This window comes from Ferrimonas gelatinilytica, from assembly GCF_039544205.1.
Classification (GTDB): domain Bacteria; phylum Pseudomonadota; class Gammaproteobacteria; order Enterobacterales; family Shewanellaceae; genus Ferrimonas; species Ferrimonas gelatinilytica.
Genome location: NZ_BAABLF010000006.1, coordinates 133423 through 151889, shown reverse-complemented (window position 1 = coordinate 151889; position 18467 = coordinate 133423). Strand labels below are relative to the sequence as shown.

Sequence of the window (18467 nt, the reverse complement as noted above, 5' to 3'; positions counted from 1 at the left end):
GAAGCCCCGGTAAGGCAAGGGAGAGGATCAGGAAGGCCCGAAAGGCCAGCGGAGGAATGGGTGAAAGCCGAAGGCTTGAACGCGAAGGTAGGGAAGCCGAAGCAGGACTTTATCGCGCAGCATGGATAGCGCAGCGGTACAGCCAACTTTGGCCGATACCTTGACCGTGCGGGGCGAGAGCGAGGAATAGCACCGACCGGAGGCAACGGGGCCGTTCTTTACGAAAAGGAAAGGGGGCGAGTAGCCCCTTTGGTTGGCCGCTCCTGAGCATCCATGCGCTCGCGGCATTTGCGCATCCTGCACGGCACCACGTCAACGCGATAAATCAAGTTAGTGCAGAAACAGATATCTCTCACAAATGAAAATTTACCCCGCAGATAAGCGATAAACCACAAAAAAAGCCCCGCAACTGCGGGGCTCTTTCGACCTGGGGCGATTAACCGATCAGTTCAGCAATCTGTCCGGAGACGGCATCGACCGCCTGGGTCCCATCCAGCTTGTGGTACTGGTTGGCGCCCCGGGCCGCTTCTTCACTGTAGTAAGCGACCAACGGCTTGGTCTGCTCGTGGTAGACGCCCAGGCGTTTGCGCACGGTGGCCTCTTCGTCGTCGGCACGGATCACCAGCTCTTCACCGGTAAGATCGTCCTTGCCCTCCACCTTCGGCGGGTTGAAAACCACGTGGTAAACGCGGCCGGATCCCGGATGGACGCGACGGCCGCTCATACGCTTGACGATCTCCTCATCAGGCACGTCGATCTCGATCACGTGATCCACCTTGATGCCATTCTCCTTCATGGCATCCGCCTGAGGAATGGTGCGGGGGAAGCCGTCGAGCAGGAACCCATTCTTGCAGTCCTCCTGCGCAATACGCTCTTTTACCAGGCCAATGATGATCTCATCGGAGACCAGTTGACCGGCATCCATCACTTTCTTCGCTTCCAGGCCCAGGGGTGTCCCGGCCTTGATCGCGGCGCGCAGCATGTCACCGGTGGAGATCTGCGGGATTCCGTATTTCTCCATGATGAATTGGGCCTGGGTGCCCTTACCGGCACCGGGGGCGCCCAGCAAAATTATGCGCATGCGTCTTTCTCCCGACTTTATAAAAATTTAAATCTCACGGATCTTGGCATAGCCGACCCGCCAAGGGAAGGGCATCACCGCCACTCTTTGACTTCGAATGACGCAAAAAGGGCAGGAGACCACCGCGATGATCGCCCCCTGCCCCGCTTTTCCCCACCTAATAGAGCAGGCTGTAAAACTGTCGACGGTAGGCCGCCGCCGTGGGATCCGCAGGCCCGAGCGCCTTCACAATATCAAGGAAGGTTTTGCGGGCATCCCCATCGGCGGCATCCAGCTGGCGTTTCAGCAGCCCCATCAGAGCCTCAAGCGCCTCTTCGTTACGTCCCGCCTGGTGCAGCTGCACCGACAGTTCTACCACTAACTGGGGGTTGTCCGGCTGCTCGCTGATCTGCTGCTGCAGGGTACGGATCTCCGGGGTATCCGCCGCCTCCTTCAACAGCTCCAGCTGGGACACCAAACCTTGATAGCGCCCATCCTGGTCCGCCAGGCCCACCTGGCCCAGCAGGGTTTCGGCCTCATCGGCCCGCTTCAGACCCAGCAGACACTCGGTCAGCGCCAGCAAGGTGTCACCATTCTGCTCCTCTGCCAGGGCTTCGCGTAAAAGCGGCAAAGCGGTATCAAAATCGCCCTTGGCCAACAGGGGTTGGGCCTCTTGCAGCTTCAACTGCCAGCCCGCAGGCAGGTGTTTTTCCAGAACCTGGCGGATCATCGCCGGCTCCTGGGGACCCGCAAACCCATCCACAGGTTGCCCCTGGGAGAGGACCAGCACGGTGGGCAGTGCCTGGATCCGGAAGTACTGGGCCAGCTCCATCTCACTGTCGCAGTTCACGTTGGCCAGCAGGAACTGACCGGCACGGGCACGGGCCTCCGCGGTCAAGGTATCACTGACCCCCTGGCACTCAGGCACCTGGGTCGAGTGGAAATTCATCACCACCGGCATGCGCATGGAGGCATCCACCACCTGCTGCACATTTTGGGCGTTGACATTGATGATTGTTTCTTGCGCCTCGGGCGCCGCTTGCGTCGGTTGCATTCGCACTCTCTTGATAAAGGCCGCCCCGCATCGAGAGCGGGGCGACATCAAAGGGTTAGTGACTCAGTTCCAGCCAGAGGCTGTTCAGTTGGGCAACAAACTCGGACGGATCGTCCAGGCTGCCTCGCTCCGCCAGCATCGCCTGGGACAACAGCAGGCCAGCCCACTGCTTGAAGCGTTCCTCGTCCACCTCCTGTTCCAGTTTAGCGACCAGCGGATGGGTCAGGTTGAGTTCGAAGATCGGTTTCACCTCCGGCACCGGCTGGCCCGCTGCCTGCATCAACTTGATCATCTGGCTGGACATGTCCTGCTCATCGGTAACGATACAGGCTGGGGAGTCGGTCAGACGCTGGGAGACTTTGACCTCCTTGATCTTCTCGCCAAGGGCCTCTTTGACCCGATCCAGCAGCGGCTTGTGCTCCTCGGCCTGCTTCTCCTGCTCGGCTTTCTCCTCGTCGGAGAGGTCGTCCAGTCCCAGGTCACCCCGGGTCACCGAAACCAGAGCCTTGCCGTCGAACTCGGTCAGGTGAGACATCAGCCACTCGTCGATACGATCGGACATCAGGAGCACCTCGATCCCCTTCTTCTTCAGCAGTTCCAGGTGCGGGCTGTTCTTCGCCGCCGCGTAGCTGTCCGCCACGATGTAGTAGATCTTGTCCTGGCCCTCTTTCATCCGCTCAATGTAGGCCGGCAGAGAAACATTGGCGACGCTGGAGTCGTTGGCAGTGGAGGCGAAACGCAGCAGCTTGGCGATCGCCTCCTTATTGGCGAAGTCTTCCGCCGGCCCCTCTTTGAGCACGTTACCGAACTGGCTCCAGAACTGCTGGTACTTCGCGTCATCGTTGCGCCCCAGCTTGTCGAGCATACCCAGCACCCGCTTGGTCAGGGCGCCGCGCAGGGCCTGGGTCACCTTGTTGTCCTGCAGCAGTTCGCGGGAGACGTTGAGGGGAAGGTCATTGGAGTCCACCAGGCCTTTGACGAAGCGAAGGTACTGGGGCAGGAACTGCTCCGCCTCATCCATGATAAAGACGCGCTGCACATAGAGCTTCAGGCCATGCTTGTTGTCGCGGTTCCACATGTCGAAGGGAGCCTTGGCCGGGATGTAAAGCAGACTGGTGTACTCCTGTTTGCCCTCAACCTTGTTGTGGCTCCACAGCAGGGGATCTTCCCAGTCGTGGGCGACATGCTTGTAGAACTCCTTGTACTCGTCATCCGAGATCTCGGACTTGGAGAGGGTCCAGAGTGCGGTGGCCTTGTTGGCCGCCTGCCACTGGCCTTCGGTGGCGGGAATGGTCTCGCCCCCCTCCTCCCGCTCCGGGGTCCCCTCCTGCCACATCTCCACCGGGATGGAGATATGATCCGAGTACTTGGAGACGATCTGCTTCAGGCGCCACTCATCCAAAAACTCCTTCTCCTCCTCCCGCAAGTGGAGAATGATCTCGGTACCACGGCCGGTCTTTTCGATGGTGGCCACGGTGTAATCCCCTTCACCGCCGGAGGTCCACTCCACCCCGGCAGTGGTATCCACCCCCGCGGCACGGGAGCGCACCACCACCTTGTCAGCAACGATAAACGCCGAGTAGAAACCCACACCGAACTGGCCGATCAGTTGGGAGTCCTTGGCGGCGTCGCCGGACAGGTTGGCGAAGAAGTCGGCGGTACCGGACTTGGCAATGGTGCCCAGGTGCTCGATCGCCTCATCCCGGGTCATGCCGATGCCGTTATCGGCGATGGTCAGGGTACCCGCCTCCCGGTCCACCGACAGACGCACGCGCAGCTCTCCATCGCCCTCATACAGGGAGGGATCCGACAGCGCCTTGTAGCGCAGTTTGTCGGCGGCGTCGGCGGCGTTGGATACCAGTTCACGCAGGAAGATCTCTTTATTGGAGTAGAGAGAGTGGGTCACCAGTTTCAACAGTTGGGCGACTTCTGTTTGAAAACCGTGGGTCTCTTGCTGCACGGACATGCTTGTCTCCTGAAAATCGAACAAAAAAGTGTGTCCCCTCAGAGATGGGGACACACTTTTGGAATTCAAGAGCCTTTTTGTACCAAGGCGGCGGATTTTTGCCGCGATGGCAAGGGGCGTTCAGCCCTTCAACGGATCTGCCACAAGGTAGCGCCCTCCAGTACCTGGGGGGGCAGCGGCATCAGGGAGAGATCCTGCTGGCCAAGGGGGATGGTCACCGCCTGACAGGCGGCCACACCGGACTGGCAGAGCCGGTTTTGAGCCCGCTCTATCAGCCTGTCGAGGAAGGGCTGGCGCCCCCCCAGTTTGCCGCGGTGGAAGCGAAACGGCTGCCCCTGGCCGCGGAGGTAGTTGGCCATCGCCTCATTGACGAAGGCAGGAACGCCGTTGGCCCGAACCACCGCCTGGGGCACCTGGGTGTCGTTCAACTTGTCCGCCAGCAGGCGTCCCTGGACCAGTTCGAACAGCATCGGGGTCAGGGCCATCGCCTGGCGCAGGTGCTGGTTGATGCAGGAGAGCATCTGCTGCTGTTCGGCCCCGAAGTCCTCCTGTCCCGGCGCCCGATGAAGCGCCAGAAGGAAGTGGCCGTGCCCCCCGGACAAAACGGCGCCGGTGTGGTAGTGGCAATTCAGCCCCTGGTAGAGATCCGCCAGCGCACTGCGGGCGCGCAAACGCCGCATCCGGGCATCCAGGGTGATGACGTTGTTGCGTTGACGTCGAACCTGGCAGTACCAGGGGTCCTGCCTGCGCCGTTCCAGGTAGCTATGCACCAGCTCCGGCACCAGATCCCCACCGCAGGCAACAGGCAGGCTGCGCACCGGGATCCCGGCACTGCCGAGGTGGGCCAGCATCCCCCCCGCCGCCGACATCTGCTGGCGCAACTGCTCCAGCCACTCATACCACTGCCCCTCTACAGCGGCGTCGTAAGCGCCTTCGATCAACTGCCCGAGCCGTTCCTCGTTCATCATCACACTCCGTGTGTCAATGGATCTGGTTTGATTGGAAGGTGTTCAAATTATCGACAGCGCAAAGGGTAAGCAACGGATAACTCTGGGGAAGTTCTGTGGATAACTTGAGGAAGAGTGGATTATTTTATTTCTTTATAAATATCAGTCATTTATTCTGCCATTCCGCGAGGAGGCTTTCCGAGGATTAGGGGATCCCCGCAGCAAAAACGGGCAATAAAAAAGCGACCCACCCGGGTCGCCTTCACCGCTGAACGTGCCAGTTACAGCTTTTGCCGTCCGCTGAACGACAGGGCCAGCGTGGTGCCATCCACGTACTCCAGCTCTCCCCCCACGGGCACGCCGTGGGCGATGCGGCTGATGGCCACCTGGTGCTGACGCGCCATGTCGGCGATGTACTGCGCCGTGGCTTCGCCCTCGACCGTCGGATTGGTGGCCAGGATCACCTCCTGCCAGCTCCCATCGGCCAGCATCTGGTCCAGCCGATCCAGCCCGATCTCGTCAGGGCCTATCCCGTCCAGCGGGGAGAGGTGTCCCATCAGGACAAAGTATCGACCGTCAAACTGGCCGGCACTCTCTATCGCCAGCAGGTCCGCCGGGGACTCAACGACACAGAGCTGTCCACTTTGCGCCCGCTTGGGATTGGCGCAGATACGGCACTGCGTCTCCTCGGTGTAGGTACGGCAGGAGCCGCAGTGGCCCACGTCGCTCATGGCGGACTGCAGGGCGCTGCCCAGCTTGGCACCCCCGCTGCGATCCCGCTCCAGCAACTGAAAGGCCATCCGCTGAGCAGAGCGGGGCCCAACGCCGGGCAAGCACTGCAGCGACTGGATCAGTGCATCCACCAGGGGACTGAATTTCATTAGAACGGCAGCTTCATGCCCGGGGGCAGCTGCATTCCACCGGTGATCTCAGCCATCTTGGCTTTCTGATTCTCCTCCACCCGGCGGGCGGCATCGTTAATGGCCGCGGCGATGAGATCTTCCAGCATCTCTTTATCGTCTTCCATCAGGCTCTCATCGATCTCGACGCGACGAACGTTGTGGGCTCCGTTCATGGTGATCTTTACCATACCGGCACCGGACTCACCCACGGACTCCATCTGTGCGATCTCTTCCTGGGCCTTCTGCATGCGCTCTTGCATCTGCTGCGCCTGCTTCATCAGGTTACCCATTCCGCCTTTTCCAAACATAATTCGCTCTCTCTTTAAACTGCGCTTCGCGCTGATGGGGGCACATGTTACTAAAACCATGCCCCCGGACAAGGGGTTTATCGGGTGCTGACGCCCGATACCGCTGTGTCAGCAGGGGGGCCGTAGCTGACGGACTCCTCAATCAGCTGTGCTTCCAGCTCCTGCTGCATCCATTGACTCACCGGATCCGCCAGCAACGCCTCCCGGGCGGCCGCCTGCTTCTCCTTGTGGCGACGACGACGGATCTCCAGCGGCGTCTCGCGCCCGGGCTTATCGGCGATCTCAATCTCAAGCTGGATCTCGACTTGCCACAACTGCTCCAGCGCCCCCTTCAGCGGCGCCACCACGGAGTCATTATTGAGATGCCGCTGCGACGGGCGTAAAGAGAGCAGCACCCTGTCGCCGTCACGACTGAGGATCGAGTTCACCGCCAGCTGGCGAGGCCGGGCGCCTACCCCCAACTTCGACATCGCTCGGTACCACTGCATGTCGGTCTCTCTCTCGCTGCTGCCCGATTCTGCCCCTGGCACCGACGGTGCCATTGCCTTCTTCGGTTCTGGCAACCGAGCGACCGGTTGCGCCGTTGCGGGCGCCTCCGATTGCAGAAGACGAGGCTCAGGCGCAGGCTCTGGCTCAGGGCGTGGGACCAACTCAGACCGGGACTCCGATTCCGCACTCGTTGCCACTCCCCGCTCCAACGCCGGCGCCGGCGCCGGAGAAGCGTCACAGTGGACCTCGGAATCAAGCCGCCAGGGCGGCCTGTCCTCATCGGCTGTCGCCTCTGCAGGGGCAGGGTCTTGCCTCAAAGGGGGCTGGAGTGCACTGTCAGCCGATACCGCTTCCCGAGCGGTCGACTTCTTGGCCGCCCTAGCTTTGGGCTTTGGGTCCGGTTCAGGCGCCCCCTCCTCGGAAGCGAAGCGCTCTGCCAGGCGGGACTGGTCAGCCAATACCTGGTTGATGAGATCGCCGGTCGCCAGGGCTTCCGGGCTCAGGGTGTGCTGCTCAGCCGGGGCGGATCCCTGTGGCTCGGGGGCAACGGCCGCCTCCGGCCCTGAAGGTTCAATCCGCTCGTCGTTGAACACGCTGGCCATCTCTTGGGCTTCGGCGATCAACATCGCCTGCTCCGCCGCCATCGCCACCTCATCCGGCATCACCGCCTCCGGGGGAAGCGTCTGAGGTGCAGCCGGACGGGATTGGTGAGACTCGCCCGACGCCGGCGGCTGGTTCATCGCTTCTGCCTGCGCCAGGATCTGTGACTGCTCCTGACTCAGGGCGGCCTCGTCGACATCCGTGGGCTGGCCTGACTGATGTGGCGCTTCGGCGGGCTCCCCATCTGACACCGGCTTTTCCTGAGCCTGTTCGGCCGGCCCAGAGCTCGGCTGCGCCAAGGGGCGATGCTCGCTGACCGGCTCCGGCCGACTTGCGTTTGCCACGCCTGGACTTTCGGTATTGTCTGCAGAGGTCTGAGCAAGGTGCTGAGCGGACGGCTGGCGCGCCTGAACCGGCGGCAGCGGCGCAGCCGGGGCAAACGCCACCGCCCGCAATAGCGTCATCTCGAGGCCACTGCGCGGATCCGGGGCAACCGCAAGATCCTTTCGACCCTGGATCAGGATCTGGTACCACAGCTGGATCTGCTCACGGTCCCACTGCGCTGCCCATTGCCGCAGCTGTTCCGGCCCGGCGCCGCCCGGGCCCGACTCCTGGGGCAGGAGATCAAACTGGGCCAGGGCCACCTGGTGCAGCAGTGCCGACATCTGCCGCAGCAGGTCGTCATGATCGGGGGCAAAAGGCTCCACCTCATCCAGCACCGCCAACAGCTGCGCCGGGTCGGCCTGTCCCAGTGCCTGGATCAACTTGACCGCGTAACCACTGTCCAGCGTACCCAGCATCGCCTGAACCTGGTCCAGCTTTAACGCACCGGCACCATGGGCGATCGCCTGGTCAGTGAGGCTCATTCCATCCCGGACACTGCCATCGGCCCCCTGCGCCAGAAGATCCAGTGCCGGCGGGTCGTAAGGCACCCCCTCCGCATCCAGCACCCGGGCCAGGTGCGCCGCGATCCGTTTAGGCGGCACACTCTTGAGGTTGAACTGCAGGCAGCGGGAGAGCACGGTCACCGGAAGTTTCTGCGGATCCGTGGTCGCCAGCAGGAACTTCACATGCTCCGGTGGCTCCTCCAGGGTCTTCAGCAGAGCGTTGAAGCTGTGCCGGGAGAGCATGTGCACCTCATCGATCAGGTAGACCTTGAAGCGGCCACGCACCGGCTGGTACTGCACGTTGTCGAGGATCTCCCGGGTGTCGTCCACCTTGGTGCGGGAAGCCGCATCGATCTCCAGCAGGTCAACAAAACGTCCCTCAGCAATCTCGCGGCAGTTCTGGCACTGACCACAGGGGGTCGCCGTGATCCCGGTTTCACAGTTCAGTCCCTTGGCCAACAGCCTGGCGATGGAGGTTTTCCCCACGCCGCGGGTACCGGTAAACAGGTAGGCGTGGTGCAATCGTTCGGTTTGCAGCGCATGACTCAGCGCCTTGAGCACGTGCTCCTGACCGACCACCTGTTCAAAGGTGGCGGGCCGCCATTTTCGTGCCAGTACCTGGTAGGACATGGGACTCCTGAAAATAGGGGAAAAATCGTCTAGTCGCGGGATAGCAACAGAGTATCACAGGCCTTAAAACGCCAAAAGCCGGGCCCAAGGCCCGGCTCGTCAGCGGAGCGAGGGATCAGTCTCCCTCGAACTCACACAGAGCAAGCACATTGACCCCGAGCGCCTTGAGCCGCTGCTCTCCACCCAGATCAGGCAGGTTGATGACGAACGCCGCATCGGTCACTTCGCCGCCGAGATCGCGGATCAGGGTAACGGTCGCATCGATGGTGCCGCCGGTCGCCAGCAGGTCATCGACCACCAGGACCTTGTCACCGGACTCGATGGCATCGACGTGGATCTCCAGCGTGTCCATGCCGTACTCCAGTTCGTAGGACTGGGCATTGGTGGCACGGGGCAGCTTGCCCGGCTTGCGAACCGGTACGAAGCCCAATCCCAGGGCCAGGGCCAAGGGGGCCCCGAACAGGAAGCCGCGGGCTTCAGTACCCACCACCTTGGTAAAGCCGCGGCCACGGTAGTGCTCGGCCAGCAGTTCGATGGCCAATCGAAACGCCTCGCCGTTTTCCAGTAGCGACGTGACATCGCGGAACATGATCCCCTCTTTGGGGTAGTTGGGGACGGTCTTAATGCTGTCTTTGATCTGAGCCAGTGAAGCTTGATTCATGGTTTTTCTATTCCCGGGTGGCAGGTACCACATAAAAAAACCCAGTCGTCAGCACAACTGGGTTTAAACCTATTGCGGCCTAAGATTAATCGTCTGCCGTGGCAGATGCAATCTTCCGACTCCGGGCTGGCCCCCGACTATTGGGTCAGGATCTTGATCCAGGTTAGGGTCGCCGGGGCGGTTGGGATCAGCAGAACGGCCACAAGGCCCAGGAAATGGAGGATGTTGTAGGGTTCTTTGAATTGTTGATCGGCCATCGCGTTACACTCCCTTGGCAAAAAAGAGCCGCAATATTAGCGCGATCGACGTCACAAAAACAGCCCAAAGCAGCGAGGGAAATTTTCCCGCCCAGCCGCAGGAAAAACCCTCTTGCGTCACCCCTTTCGGTACCCCCGGACGATCCCCAAGGCAGCCATCTGCAGCAGAAGCTGCCCCCCGCCCTGTGCCACCTGCTCCGTGGGCAGATCCGGCAACGCCTCGCTCAAGGGGGTGATCAAGGCCTGTGCGTCCTGCCCCGGTGCCTCCGACAGCATCGTCAGCAAGCGTGCAGAGATCCCGTTGAGTTCCACGAAGCCGACCCGGTCATCGAGTTTACGGTACACCAGCAGATGGGTGGGGTCGGGATCCACCCGGGGGCACTCGGCGCCGAGGCGCTGAACCGGGTAATCGTACTGGCCAAGCCGGGTCGCCCGGTAAAGGGCCAGGGGCCCGGTTAACACCGCTTCGGGGGTGGCCAATGGCGGCTGGTCCTGCACCTCATCCAGAGTGTCGACGGCCAGCTCCAGATACTCATACTCCGCCAGGTCTAAAGCCCAGGGTGGCAAGGGTTCAAGCCCCTCCAAGTGCTGACCGAGGGCCAGGAAGCGGACAAACTCCCGGGCAATGTCGACAAACAGCGGCGATGCGCAGTCATGAAAGGCGAAGAAGCGTCGCTTGAGCCGATGCCACTGGGCTGGGTCGGTAAGACGACGTAACACCGGGAAGCCACTGTCCACAAAACCGCTGACATTGTTGAACATCAGTTCCCGGTAGACTCCCAGGCGCCGGGCCTCAATGCCCAACGGCGGTTCAGGGGTCGATTCGGTGCGGATCCGTGCCATGAAGTCCCGCTGGATATCACGAAAATCGACGCTCATGCGGATGCCCTCCCGGCCGCCACAGAGCGGTTCTGGTCAAAACGCCGCTGAATACTCACGATCTGATCCACTTCGGTCAACAATTGCGCCATCGGCGGCAGGTTGAAATCCCGCTCCAGCAGGGTCGGATGAACACCGTGCAGTTGATAGGCGGAATCCAACAGCGCCCAAACGGGGTCGATCACATCCGCGCCGTGGGTATCGATGATCAAATCCTCCGCTTCACGATGGTGTCCGGCGATATGCAGGTAACGGATCCTATGGGTGGGCAACGCCGCCATGAAGGCCACGGGGTCGTAACCGTGGTTGACGCTGTTGACATAGACATTGTTGACGTCCAGCAGCAATTCACAGTCTGCCTCGTCCAGCACGGCGTTGAGAAACTCAAGCTCCGTCATCTCGGCACCCGGGGCGGCGTAGTAGGAGACATTCTCCAGTACCAGTGGCCGCTCCAGGATCTCCTGAACCCGTTTCACCCGCTCCACCACATGGGCCACCGCCGCTTCGGTAAAGGGGATCGGCATCAGGTCATAGAGGTGGGCGTTGCCGGAGCAGTAGGAGAGGTGCTCCGAATAGATCTCGATGTCATGCGTGTCCAGAAACCCCTTTACCTGACAGACAAACCCCTCATCCAGGGGGGCCGGTGCACCGATGGAGAGCGAGAGGCCATGACACACGATGGGACAACGCTCGGCGATCTCACTAAATTGCCGCCGAAGCCGGGGACTGACTTTGAGCCAGTTTTCCGGTGCCACTTCCATAAACCCCACCGCGTCGGGGATCGCTCCCTCCGCCAACTCCGCCACCATCTCCCGACGAAGGCCAATGCCCGCACCCTGGATCATCCTCTGCTCCTGCCACTGCTTAAGCGTTGTTAGGTAAAAAGGGGCCAGCGTTGGCTGGCCCCGTTATCCGTTGGACGAGGGGGCTTACCGGGGCATCTCACCGCATTTGCCTTCGCCGCACTTACCCTCTTTCCCTTTACTCATCTCTTCACCGCATTTCCCTTCGCCGCATTTCCCTTCGCCGCACTTACCTTCCTTGCCCTTGGCCATCCCTTCACCGCACTTGCCTTCGCCACACTTGCCCTCCTTGCCCTTGGCCATCCCTTCGCCGCACTTGCCCTCCTTGCCCTTGGCCATCCCTTCGCCGCATTTGCCTTCGCCACACTTGCCTTCACCTGCCTTGTCACCCACCACCTGGGCAATCTCGTAGCCGGAAGCCAGCTCATTCATGGCGAAAGGGTTGGCCTGCGCCGCCGTGGCCAGGGAACCCCCAACCACCAAAGCGCCCAATGCCGCTGCTACCGAGGTTTTCTTTGCACTATTCATTGTCTTCATCCTTTCTCTCGCGTTAATCCAGTTTCATCCACGACGTCCGCCGCGACTCAAGCAAGAAGACCTCGTCTTCCCGCAACCTCTTTCACAATTTAACAACATTTATCGCAGGCGCCATGTTTTTGTCCACAGAGCGGCCACCAGCGCTGCCCTGGCGGCGCAAAACTGGTACACTCCCGCCCCCGATTTGACCAAAAGATGACCACCATGCGACTGATACTGGCGCCGATGGAGGGGGTGATGGATCCCCTGATGCGGCAACTGCTCAGCGAGCTCAACCCCTATGATCTCTGCGTCACCGAATTTGTGCGCGTGGTGGATGTGCTGCTGCCCAAAAAGGTGTTTTACCGGCTCTCACCGGAGCTGCGTAACGGCGGCAAGACCCTGAGCGGTACCCCGGTCCGGGTGCAGTTGCTCGGACAGACCCCACAGTGGCTGGCCGCCAACGCGGAGCGTGCCATCGAGTTGGGCTCTCCCGGTGTCGACATGAACTTTGGCTGCCCGGCCAAGACCGTGAACCGCTCAAAAGGGGGCGCGGTGCTGCTCCAGGAGCCGGAACAGATCTACCAGATCCTAAAGGCGATGCGCGAGGCGGTTCCCGCTGGCCAGATACTCAGTGCCAAGATCCGGCTGGGCTGGGATGATCCCACCCATGTGCATGAGATCGCCGATGCCGTGGCTCAGGCCGGCGCCGATGAGTTGGCGATCCACGCCCGTACCAAGAGCGACGGTTACAAGGCCTCCGCCATCAAGTGGGATCACATCAAGCCGGTCGTGGAGAAGCTGTCGATCCCGGTGATCGCCAACGGGGAGATCTTCAGCCACGCCGATGCCCTCGCCTGCCAGGCCGCGTCCGGTTGCCGGGATCTCATGGTGGGTCGCGGCTCGCTGCAGATCGCCAATTTCGGCCACGTGGTGAAACACAACGCCGCCCCCCTGAGCTGGGCCCAGATGCAACCTATCCTCTATCGCTACACCCAGATGGAGGTCAATGGCGACAAGGAGATCTACCTACCCAACCGCATCAAGCAGTGGTTTGGATACCTGCGCAAAGCCTACCCGGAAGCCTCGGAGCAGTTCGCCCGACTGCGCACCCTCAGGCGCAGCGCCGAGATCGTGGCCCTGTTCGAAGAGCACGCCACCGCGTCCTGAGCCAAGAACGCAAAACGGCCTCCGAAGAGGCCGTTTTGCTGTGATTTAGTCTGTGCCCTGGCGCCGAGCCGCTCAGCCTTGACTCAGCTGGCGTAGATAGTCACGCCAACTCGCTACAGACTCCGACAGGGACTCATCCTTTGCCGCCAGCTCCACCTCTGCCAGCGCCTGCTTGTGCTCGTCGAGCGCGAGGTGAGCCTGGGCCAGTTGCAGGTGGATCGCCCCCGGTTGCGCCACCTCGCGAGCCTTAAGCGCCCGGGTGAGCGCCGCTTTGGCCTCGGTAAAGGCCTCTCGCTGCATCATCAGGTTCGCTGCACTCAGGTAATCCCGACTCAGGTTTCCGGCCTCAGCGGCCTTGAGAAAATAGCGGATCGCCCGCTCACTCTCCCGCGCCTGGTAGAAGGCACTGGCGATGCGACGGTAGAGATCCGTATCCCCCTTAAGCAGCTTGTTGTCCAGAGCATACTCCTGGACCCGCGCCGCACTGTAGGGAAGCTCCCGCTGCAACATCAGCTGGCTCAACAAACGCAGTTCGGCACCGGCATCGAGCAGCTCGCTGCGAAAGGCGATGTCGAGAATGTAGAGTCCCTTATCATTTTCCCCCGCCAACAGGTGCAGCTGGGCCAGTTGCACCCAGAGTTTCGGGTTATCGGGAAAATGGGCCAGCAGCTTCTCCAGCTGCCCTGCCGCCAAGGAGAACTGCTCCTGTTGGTAGTAAGCCCCCATTTTCAGCAGGTAGAGGTTACGATCCGGCGCCCCTTTGACCTCCAGGGCGAGATCCGCGTAGCGCAGCACCTCGACCGGCGCTTCCAGCGCCTGACTGGCCGCCGCCATACGCAGGTAGACCTGCTCGTCGGCCCGGCAGGTGAACTCCAGCCAGGCCTGGTAGGCCGACAACGCCTCTGAGTAACGCTCCAGCTGCATCGACAGGTCGCCCTTCAGGCGCAGCAGCTGGCCATGATCCGAGTGGTTGAGACGATCAGAGCGCAGCGCCCGGTCGGCGTACTCCAGCGCCAGGGCCTGCTGATCCGGCTGGGCGGCCGCCAGGTTGGCGACGAAACGGTCCACATAGGCCCGATCGAATGCCGCGGTCGGCGTCAGGTCGAGCAGCTGCTTCAGCGCCGCTTCACCCTGCTCCTGCTCATAGAGTTCAAACGCTTTTTGGATACTGCGCGCCACCGGCGGCGACGCCGCACGCCCCTCCCGTGACTGTGCCACGCACTGGGCCGATGAGGGCTCCGCCCCCCGGGCCTGGTGGGGGACCAGGACGGTGGACAGGATGGCGGTCAACGTCAAAGAGAACAGCCTGCTTTTCATCATCATGGGACCTTCTTTGGCTATTGGGTCAGCTCAAAATCCAGCCGGATCTGCTGATCGGGCTGACGGACCGGCTTGCCATCCTCGACCTTGGGCCGGTATTTCCAACGACTCAGCGCGTTCATCGCTTCGCGGTCAAACACCCGTCGTGGCTGCCCCTCCAACACACGGATGTCGGTGACGCCGCCCGCCTCGTCGATGGTGAAGGACATCACCACGTACCCCTCAATGCGCCGCCTGGAGGCATCCGCCGGGTAACGCGGCTCGACACGTTGAATGGGCATCGCCTCACCGTTGCCGGCCAGGCCGCCGATGGGGGTACCCGGTGCGGTCAGATCGGTCACGATCCCGCCGGCGACGGTCGCTGTCGGAAGCTCCAGAGCCAGCGATTCGGTACTGGCGGCGCTTTCCACCGCAAGCTCCATCGGCGGCAATGCCGGCGGCTCACTTTGCAACTGCGGGGCCGGCGGCAACACCCGGGTACGGCGCTGGGCATCGCTGTCCTGACGATCCATGGTGACCTGGATCGGCGGCAGCTCTGCCCGGCCCTGGGCCTGACGGTCACCGCCCTCAACCAGGGAGGCCATGAAGACAAAAAGCAGCAGGGTGATGCTCAGCCCTAGTGCGGTGGCGATCAGCGCGCGTCCCATCATTTGGGCTCCGCAGAGACCGAGATGGCATCGATGCCAGCGGCTTTAACCTGGTCCATCACCTTCACCACCAGGCCATGTTTGGTGTCCTGGTCCGCCTGGATCATCACCTGGGCTTCCGGCGATTCCGCCAGCATCCGCTCCACGTTGGCGCGAACCCGTTGGATATCCACCTCCCGGTTCTCCATGAAGATGAGACCACTGTCCGTCAACGCGATAAAGATATTGGCGGAAGGCTGGGCCGTTGACTGGGCCGCCTGGGGCCGGTTCACCTCGATCCCCGCCTCCTTGACAAAGGAGGTGGTGACGATGAAAAAGATGAGCAGGATGAAGACGATGTCCAGCATCGGCGTCATGTCGACCTGGGCTTCATCGTTCAGAGTTGCGGTCTTTCTGCGTGCCATGGTGTCTTACTCAGTCGAAAGGCAGGTGGTCGTTGAGGCGCTGACCGGCGACCTTGATCTTCGCCGTCAGCCGGGCGCTGAAAAACACCCCGGAAAGGGCCGCCACCATGCCGCACATGGTGGGGATGGTGGCCATGGAGATCCCCGATGCCATCATCCGGGGATTGCCGGTGCCATGGGCAGCCATCACCTCGAACACGGTGATCATCCCGGTGACCGTCCCCAAGAGTCCCAGCATGGGGCAGATCGCCACCAGGGCGCCGATCAGCCCCATGCGGGCATTGAGCTCGACCCGGGCCTGGGACAGCAGGGTTTCCCGCACCCGGCGGGCGGTCCAGGAGCGGCGCTCCGGCCGGGCCTGCCACTGGGCCACCATGCGCGCCTGGAGCCGGGGAAACTCAGTGCGCAGGAACAGGAAGCGCTCCAGCATCAGGATCCAGGTCAGCGCCAACGCCGCAGCCACCAACCAGAGCACATCCCCTCCGGTGGCCATGAAATCCCTGACCGACTCATGCAGCCCCATCAGGCCATCCATCATCAGCGGGTCTCCCGCTCCGCGTGGCCGGCGATCAGTCCGGTGGACTGGGCGTCGATCACCTCAAGCACCGCCTTGGCCCGGCTGGCCACCAGCGCATGCATCAGCAGCAGCGGCAGGGCGGCGATCAGCCCCATCACCGTGGTCACCAGGGCCATGGAGATCCCGCCAGCCATGATCTTGGGATCCCCGGTTCCGAACAGGGTGATGTTCTGGAAGGTGGCGATCATTCCGGTCACGGTTCCCAGCAAGCCCAGCATGGGGGCAATGGCCGCCAACACCTTGATCAGGCTGATCCCCATCTCGATGCGCGGCGTCTCCTTGAGGATCGCCTCGTCCACCTTGAGCTCCAGGGTGTCACTGTCGAGGTGACGGTTCGCCTGGTACACCGCGATGATGCGGCCCAAAGCGTTGTCTCCGGGCTCCGACAGGTTCTGCTGCTGTTTGGCGATCTTGCCGCTTTCGCGGATAAGCACCCCCATCCGCCAGAGGGCCAGCACCAGGCCGATGACCAGCAGTATCGCAATGATTTTGCCCACCACGCCGCCGTTGGCGAAGTGCTCCGCCAGCGTCGCCTTTTGGGTGTACATCTCCAGCAATGAACCGCGGGAGGGATCGATGTAGAGATCCACCCACTCGCCCGGCTTACCGTTGGCATAGTCCTTCAGGGTCGCCACCTTGTACCCCTCCGGCTGCCGTGGCAGCTCCAGCAGGGTACCGGTCTCGGCGGAGTAGCCCAGATACTCGCCGTTGGCCATTAGATTGAAGGGACCCACTCGGGTCACGCGCTGAGGTGCACTCTGGCCCAGGTGGTTGGTCACTGGGGTCTCGAACTGGGCAATTTTGGCGGACTCTGTCATCTCGGTCTGCAGCGCCAGCCACAGCGCTTCGAGCTGGTCCAGAGTCGGCAGGGTTTTGGCCTCGGCCAGGGCCGCCATCGCCCGGTCACGATCCGGGTACTGGGCACTGATCAGGGACAGATCCAAGCTCGCAGCCAGATCGCCGGATGCCTGACGGACCACGCCAAACATCTCACCGAGGTTGCCGGTGGCGTTGGCCAAATCCTTCTCCAGTTCATTGAGCTCACGCTCGCCCTGCAAAAATTCCTCTGCCAGACGATCCCCACGAGCTTGCTCTTCGGCAAAGGCGCGGTCCGCCTCGGCTTTGAGTGCCTTGCGGTCGGCGTTCACGGCAGTAAAGTTGGCTTCGCGCTGGGCATTGATCTTCGCTTCGCTGCCCTGGGCCGCTTTGACATTGTCCAGCAGCTGGTCGAGGGTCAGTTCGGTTTCGGCGTGCAGCGGCAGTGCCGCCACCATGGCCAGAAGGCCGGTCAGGAGTATCCGTTTCATTGTGCCACCTCCGGGATCACCTTGACGGGCAGTTTGATAAGGTCCGGTGCAGCCTGGTTACGAGCGACGGCGATCGCCTCTGACAGGGCGCGCATCTTGCCACTTTCCAGCGGCCGCCACGCCCGGGCATCGTTATCCCAGATCCAGCCCCGACTCTGATCCAGGGACTGCGCCATGAAGGCGACCCGGCCGGCGTAGAAGTAATCCACCACCAGCGCTTCACCATCCATCGTCAGAGTGCCTTCATAGGCGCCGATGCGGTTGCCGTATTCGTTCTCGATCTGGTACGCCTCCAACACCAAGCGGTATTTCTCCGACGTAGAGGTGTTGGCCTCGGTCATCACCTGCTGCAGACGCTGTACCCGTGCGGCACGCTCATCGGCCAGGAAAGGCACATCGATCCGCACAAAGGCATCCAGGGTATCGATCATCTTGTACATCAGCGGCACCACTCCCTGGGCGGTGGTCTGGATCCCGTCAATCTGGGACTGCAGGGAGCGCGCCTCGCGCTTCTGATCCGCCACCAGGGCGGCCACATGATCGTTGTAGGCCCGCAGGGTTTCGGTCTCCTTCACCCGGCGGCGATAATCATTGAGCAACGCCTGGTTCTGGTCGTCCAGGGTATTGATATTGGCTTGGGAGTCCGCCGCGGCTTCGTGGATAGCGCTGTCCGCTTGGCGCAGCGTCCCGACGGCGTCAGCTGCCACGACATGACCACTCAGGCAGAGCGTCATTGCCACAGCAAGGGCAGGGAACAGATTTACTTTCATAGTGGTTACAGCCCAGTTGGATGATCGGCGAATCAGGGGGCCCCTGAATGAGAAACATTGAACGATACTCAGGTTGTGCCGAATTCTCCGACAGCCCCGGAGCGAAGTCGAGTTGAGCGCTTCACAGTGTGAAGCGCCATCAATCTCATCGGTGGATTTGCTGTAACGGTCACAAATTTGGCAGTTCTCTGCCCAACTGAATGCCCAATACAGCAAGGCAGGTTCCTGGATGCAAGGGTAAGCGTGCCGCCCTGTGCGCGGATGTTGGTAACGCCGCAGGGAAAAGGGATTAATGCGGGAACGCCCGTCTCTC

At 61.8% G+C, this 18467-nt stretch carries 18 protein-coding genes; 1 reads left to right on the top strand and 17 read right to left on the bottom strand.

Features of this window, described 5'->3' with window-relative positions:
• Positions 1 to 436 precede the first annotated feature (436 nt).
• From adk to ABD997_RS05600, 11 genes are all read right to left on the bottom strand, one after another.
• Positions 437 to 1081: an adenylate kinase gene (gene adk / locus ABD997_RS05650; RefSeq protein ID WP_345316037.1), complete on the bottom strand. Its 645-nt coding sequence runs from the start codon at positions 1079 to 1081 to the stop codon at positions 437 to 439.
• Positions 1082 to 1238: 157 nt separating this feature from the next.
• Positions 1239 to 2114: a co-chaperone YbbN gene (locus ABD997_RS05645; protein ID WP_345316036.1), complete on the bottom strand. Its 876-nt coding sequence runs from the start codon at positions 2112 to 2114 to the stop codon at positions 1239 to 1241.
• Between the two features lie 55 nt (positions 2115 to 2169).
• The gene (gene htpG / locus ABD997_RS05640; protein ID WP_345316035.1) at positions 2170 to 4080 is read right to left on the bottom strand and encodes a molecular chaperone HtpG; all 1911 of its coding nucleotides are present in this window, start codon (positions 4078 to 4080) and stop codon (positions 2170 to 2172) included.
• A 128-nt stretch (positions 4081 to 4208) separates the two neighbouring features.
• Positions 4209 to 5048 carry a hypothetical protein gene (locus tag ABD997_RS05635; RefSeq protein WP_345316034.1) on the bottom strand — a complete coding sequence of 280 codons (840 nt, stop codon included), beginning with the start codon at positions 5046 to 5048 and terminating at the stop codon, positions 4209 to 4211.
• Positions 5049 to 5308: 260 nt separating this feature from the next.
• Positions 5309 to 5908 carry a recombination mediator RecR gene (gene recR / locus ABD997_RS05630; RefSeq protein WP_345316033.1) on the bottom strand — a complete coding sequence of 200 codons (600 nt, stop codon included), beginning with the start codon at positions 5906 to 5908 and terminating at the stop codon, positions 5309 to 5311.
• Positions 5908 to 6237 (bottom strand): YbaB/EbfC family nucleoid-associated protein, encoded by a 330-nt coding sequence (locus tag ABD997_RS05625; protein WP_345316032.1) that lies wholly within the window; start codon positions 6235 to 6237, stop codon positions 5908 to 5910. Before ABD997_RS05625 ends, recR begins: the two co-directional genes overlap by 1 nt.
• Positions 6238 to 6314: 77 nt before the next feature.
• A complete protein-coding gene (gene dnaX, locus ABD997_RS05620; RefSeq protein WP_345316031.1) occupies positions 6315 to 8843 on the bottom strand; it encodes a DNA polymerase III subunit gamma/tau in 2529 nt (842 codons plus the stop codon).
• A 115-nt stretch (positions 8844 to 8958) separates the two neighbouring features.
• Entirely contained in the window at positions 8959 to 9504 is a 546-nt protein-coding gene (gene apt, locus ABD997_RS05615) for an adenine phosphoribosyltransferase (protein ID WP_345316030.1), read from the bottom strand.
• 374 nt (positions 9505 to 9878) lie between these two features.
• Positions 9879 to 10640, bottom strand: coding sequence for an HvfC family RiPP maturation protein (locus tag ABD997_RS05610; protein ID WP_345316029.1), 762 nt, complete (start codon positions 10638 to 10640; stop codon positions 9879 to 9881).
• A complete protein-coding gene (locus tag ABD997_RS05605) occupies positions 10637 to 11485 on the bottom strand; it encodes an HvfB family MNIO-type RiPP peptide maturase (RefSeq protein ID WP_345316028.1) in 849 nt (282 codons plus the stop codon). The genes ABD997_RS05610 and ABD997_RS05605 overlap by 4 nt, the downstream gene beginning before the upstream one ends.
• An 84-nt stretch (positions 11486 to 11569) precedes the next feature.
• Positions 11570 to 11971 (bottom strand): HvfA family oxazolone/thioamide-modified RiPP metallophore, encoded by a 402-nt coding sequence (locus tag ABD997_RS05600; protein ID WP_345316027.1) that lies wholly within the window; start codon positions 11969 to 11971, stop codon positions 11570 to 11572.
• A gap of 213 nt (positions 11972 to 12184) precedes the next feature.
• Between ABD997_RS05600 and dusC the strand changes: the two genes are divergently transcribed.
• Positions 12185 to 13129 carry a tRNA dihydrouridine(16) synthase DusC gene (gene dusC, locus ABD997_RS05595; RefSeq protein ID WP_345316026.1) on the top strand — a complete coding sequence of 315 codons (945 nt, stop codon included), beginning with the start codon at positions 12185 to 12187 and terminating at the stop codon, positions 13127 to 13129.
• Between the two features lie 72 nt (positions 13130 to 13201).
• Here the strand turns inward: dusC and ABD997_RS05590 are convergent, their stop codons facing one another.
• From ABD997_RS05590 to ABD997_RS05565, 6 genes are read right to left on the bottom strand one after another with little or no spacing between them, the layout of a single operon-like run.
• Positions 13202 to 14452 (bottom strand): tetratricopeptide repeat protein, encoded by a 1251-nt coding sequence (locus ABD997_RS05590; protein WP_345316025.1) that lies wholly within the window; start codon positions 14450 to 14452, stop codon positions 13202 to 13204.
• Positions 14453 to 14466: 14 nt separating this feature from the next.
• Entirely contained in the window at positions 14467 to 15099 is a 633-nt protein-coding gene (locus ABD997_RS05585; protein WP_345316024.1) for an energy transducer TonB, read from the bottom strand.
• Complete coding sequence (locus ABD997_RS05580; RefSeq protein WP_345316023.1) at positions 15096 to 15500, bottom strand: ExbD/TolR family protein; 405 nt, start codon at positions 15498 to 15500, stop codon at positions 15096 to 15098. Before ABD997_RS05580 ends, ABD997_RS05585 begins: the two co-directional genes overlap by 4 nt.
• Positions 15501 to 15510: 10 nt before the next feature.
• Positions 15511 to 16035, bottom strand: coding sequence for a MotA/TolQ/ExbB proton channel family protein (locus ABD997_RS05575; RefSeq protein WP_345316241.1), 525 nt, complete (start codon positions 16033 to 16035; stop codon positions 15511 to 15513).
• A 2-nt stretch (positions 16036 to 16037) separates the two neighbouring features.
• The gene (locus ABD997_RS05570) at positions 16038 to 17384 is read right to left on the bottom strand and encodes a MotA/TolQ/ExbB proton channel family protein (RefSeq protein ID WP_345316022.1); all 1347 of its coding nucleotides are present in this window, start codon (positions 17382 to 17384) and stop codon (positions 16038 to 16040) included.
• Complete coding sequence (locus ABD997_RS05565) at positions 17381 to 18154, bottom strand: DUF3450 domain-containing protein (RefSeq protein WP_345316021.1); 774 nt, start codon at positions 18152 to 18154, stop codon at positions 17381 to 17383. Before ABD997_RS05565 ends, ABD997_RS05570 begins: the two co-directional genes overlap by 4 nt.
• Between the last annotated feature and the right edge of the window lie 313 nt (positions 18155 to 18467).

Coding starts and splice junctions, on each gene's coding strand:
- ABD997_RS05590 (WP_345316025.1), bottom strand. CDS start 14,452: ATGATGATGAAAAGCAGGCTGTTCTCTTTGACGTTGACCGCCATCCTG.
- ABD997_RS05605 (WP_345316028.1), bottom strand. CDS start 11,485: ATGATCCAGGGTGCGGGCATTGGCCTTCGTCGGGAGATGGTGGCGGAG.
- ABD997_RS05575 (WP_345316241.1), bottom strand. CDS start 16,035: ATGGATGGCCTGATGGGGCTGCATGAGTCGGTCAGGGATTTCATGGCC.
- recR (WP_345316033.1), bottom strand. CDS start 5,908: ATGAAATTCAGTCCCCTGGTGGATGCACTGATCCAGTCGCTGCAGTGC.
- ABD997_RS05570 (WP_345316022.1), bottom strand. CDS start 17,384: ATGAAACGGATACTCCTGACCGGCCTTCTGGCCATGGTGGCGGCACTG.
- dnaX (WP_345316031.1), bottom strand. CDS start 8,843: ATGTCCTACCAGGTACTGGCACGAAAATGGCGGCCCGCCACCTTTGAA.
- ABD997_RS05565 (WP_345316021.1), bottom strand. CDS start 18,154: ATGAAAGTAAATCTGTTCCCTGCCCTTGCTGTGGCAATGACGCTCTGC.
- ABD997_RS05635 (WP_345316034.1), bottom strand. CDS start 5,048: ATGATGAACGAGGAACGGCTCGGGCAGTTGATCGAAGGCGCTTACGAC.
- adk (WP_345316037.1), bottom strand. CDS start 1,081: ATGCGCATAATTTTGCTGGGCGCCCCCGGTGCCGGTAAGGGCACCCAG.
- dusC (WP_345316026.1), top strand. CDS start 12,185: ATGCGACTGATACTGGCGCCGATGGAGGGGGTGATGGATCCCCTGATG.
- apt (WP_345316030.1), bottom strand. CDS start 9,504: ATGAATCAAGCTTCACTGGCTCAGATCAAAGACAGCATTAAGACCGTC.
- ABD997_RS05580 (WP_345316023.1), bottom strand. CDS start 15,500: ATGGCACGCAGAAAGACCGCAACTCTGAACGATGAAGCCCAGGTCGAC.
- htpG (WP_345316035.1), bottom strand. CDS start 4,080: ATGTCCGTGCAGCAAGAGACCCACGGTTTTCAAACAGAAGTCGCCCAA.
- ABD997_RS05600 (WP_345316027.1), bottom strand. CDS start 11,971: ATGAATAGTGCAAAGAAAACCTCGGTAGCAGCGGCATTGGGCGCTTTG.
- ABD997_RS05625 (WP_345316032.1), bottom strand. CDS start 6,237: ATGTTTGGAAAAGGCGGAATGGGTAACCTGATGAAGCAGGCGCAGCAG.
- ABD997_RS05610 (WP_345316029.1), bottom strand. CDS start 10,640: ATGAGCGTCGATTTTCGTGATATCCAGCGGGACTTCATGGCACGGATC.
- ABD997_RS05645 (WP_345316036.1), bottom strand. CDS start 2,114: ATGCAACCGACGCAAGCGGCGCCCGAGGCGCAAGAAACAATCATCAAT.
- ABD997_RS05585 (WP_345316024.1), bottom strand. CDS start 15,099: ATGATGGGACGCGCGCTGATCGCCACCGCACTAGGGCTGAGCATCACC.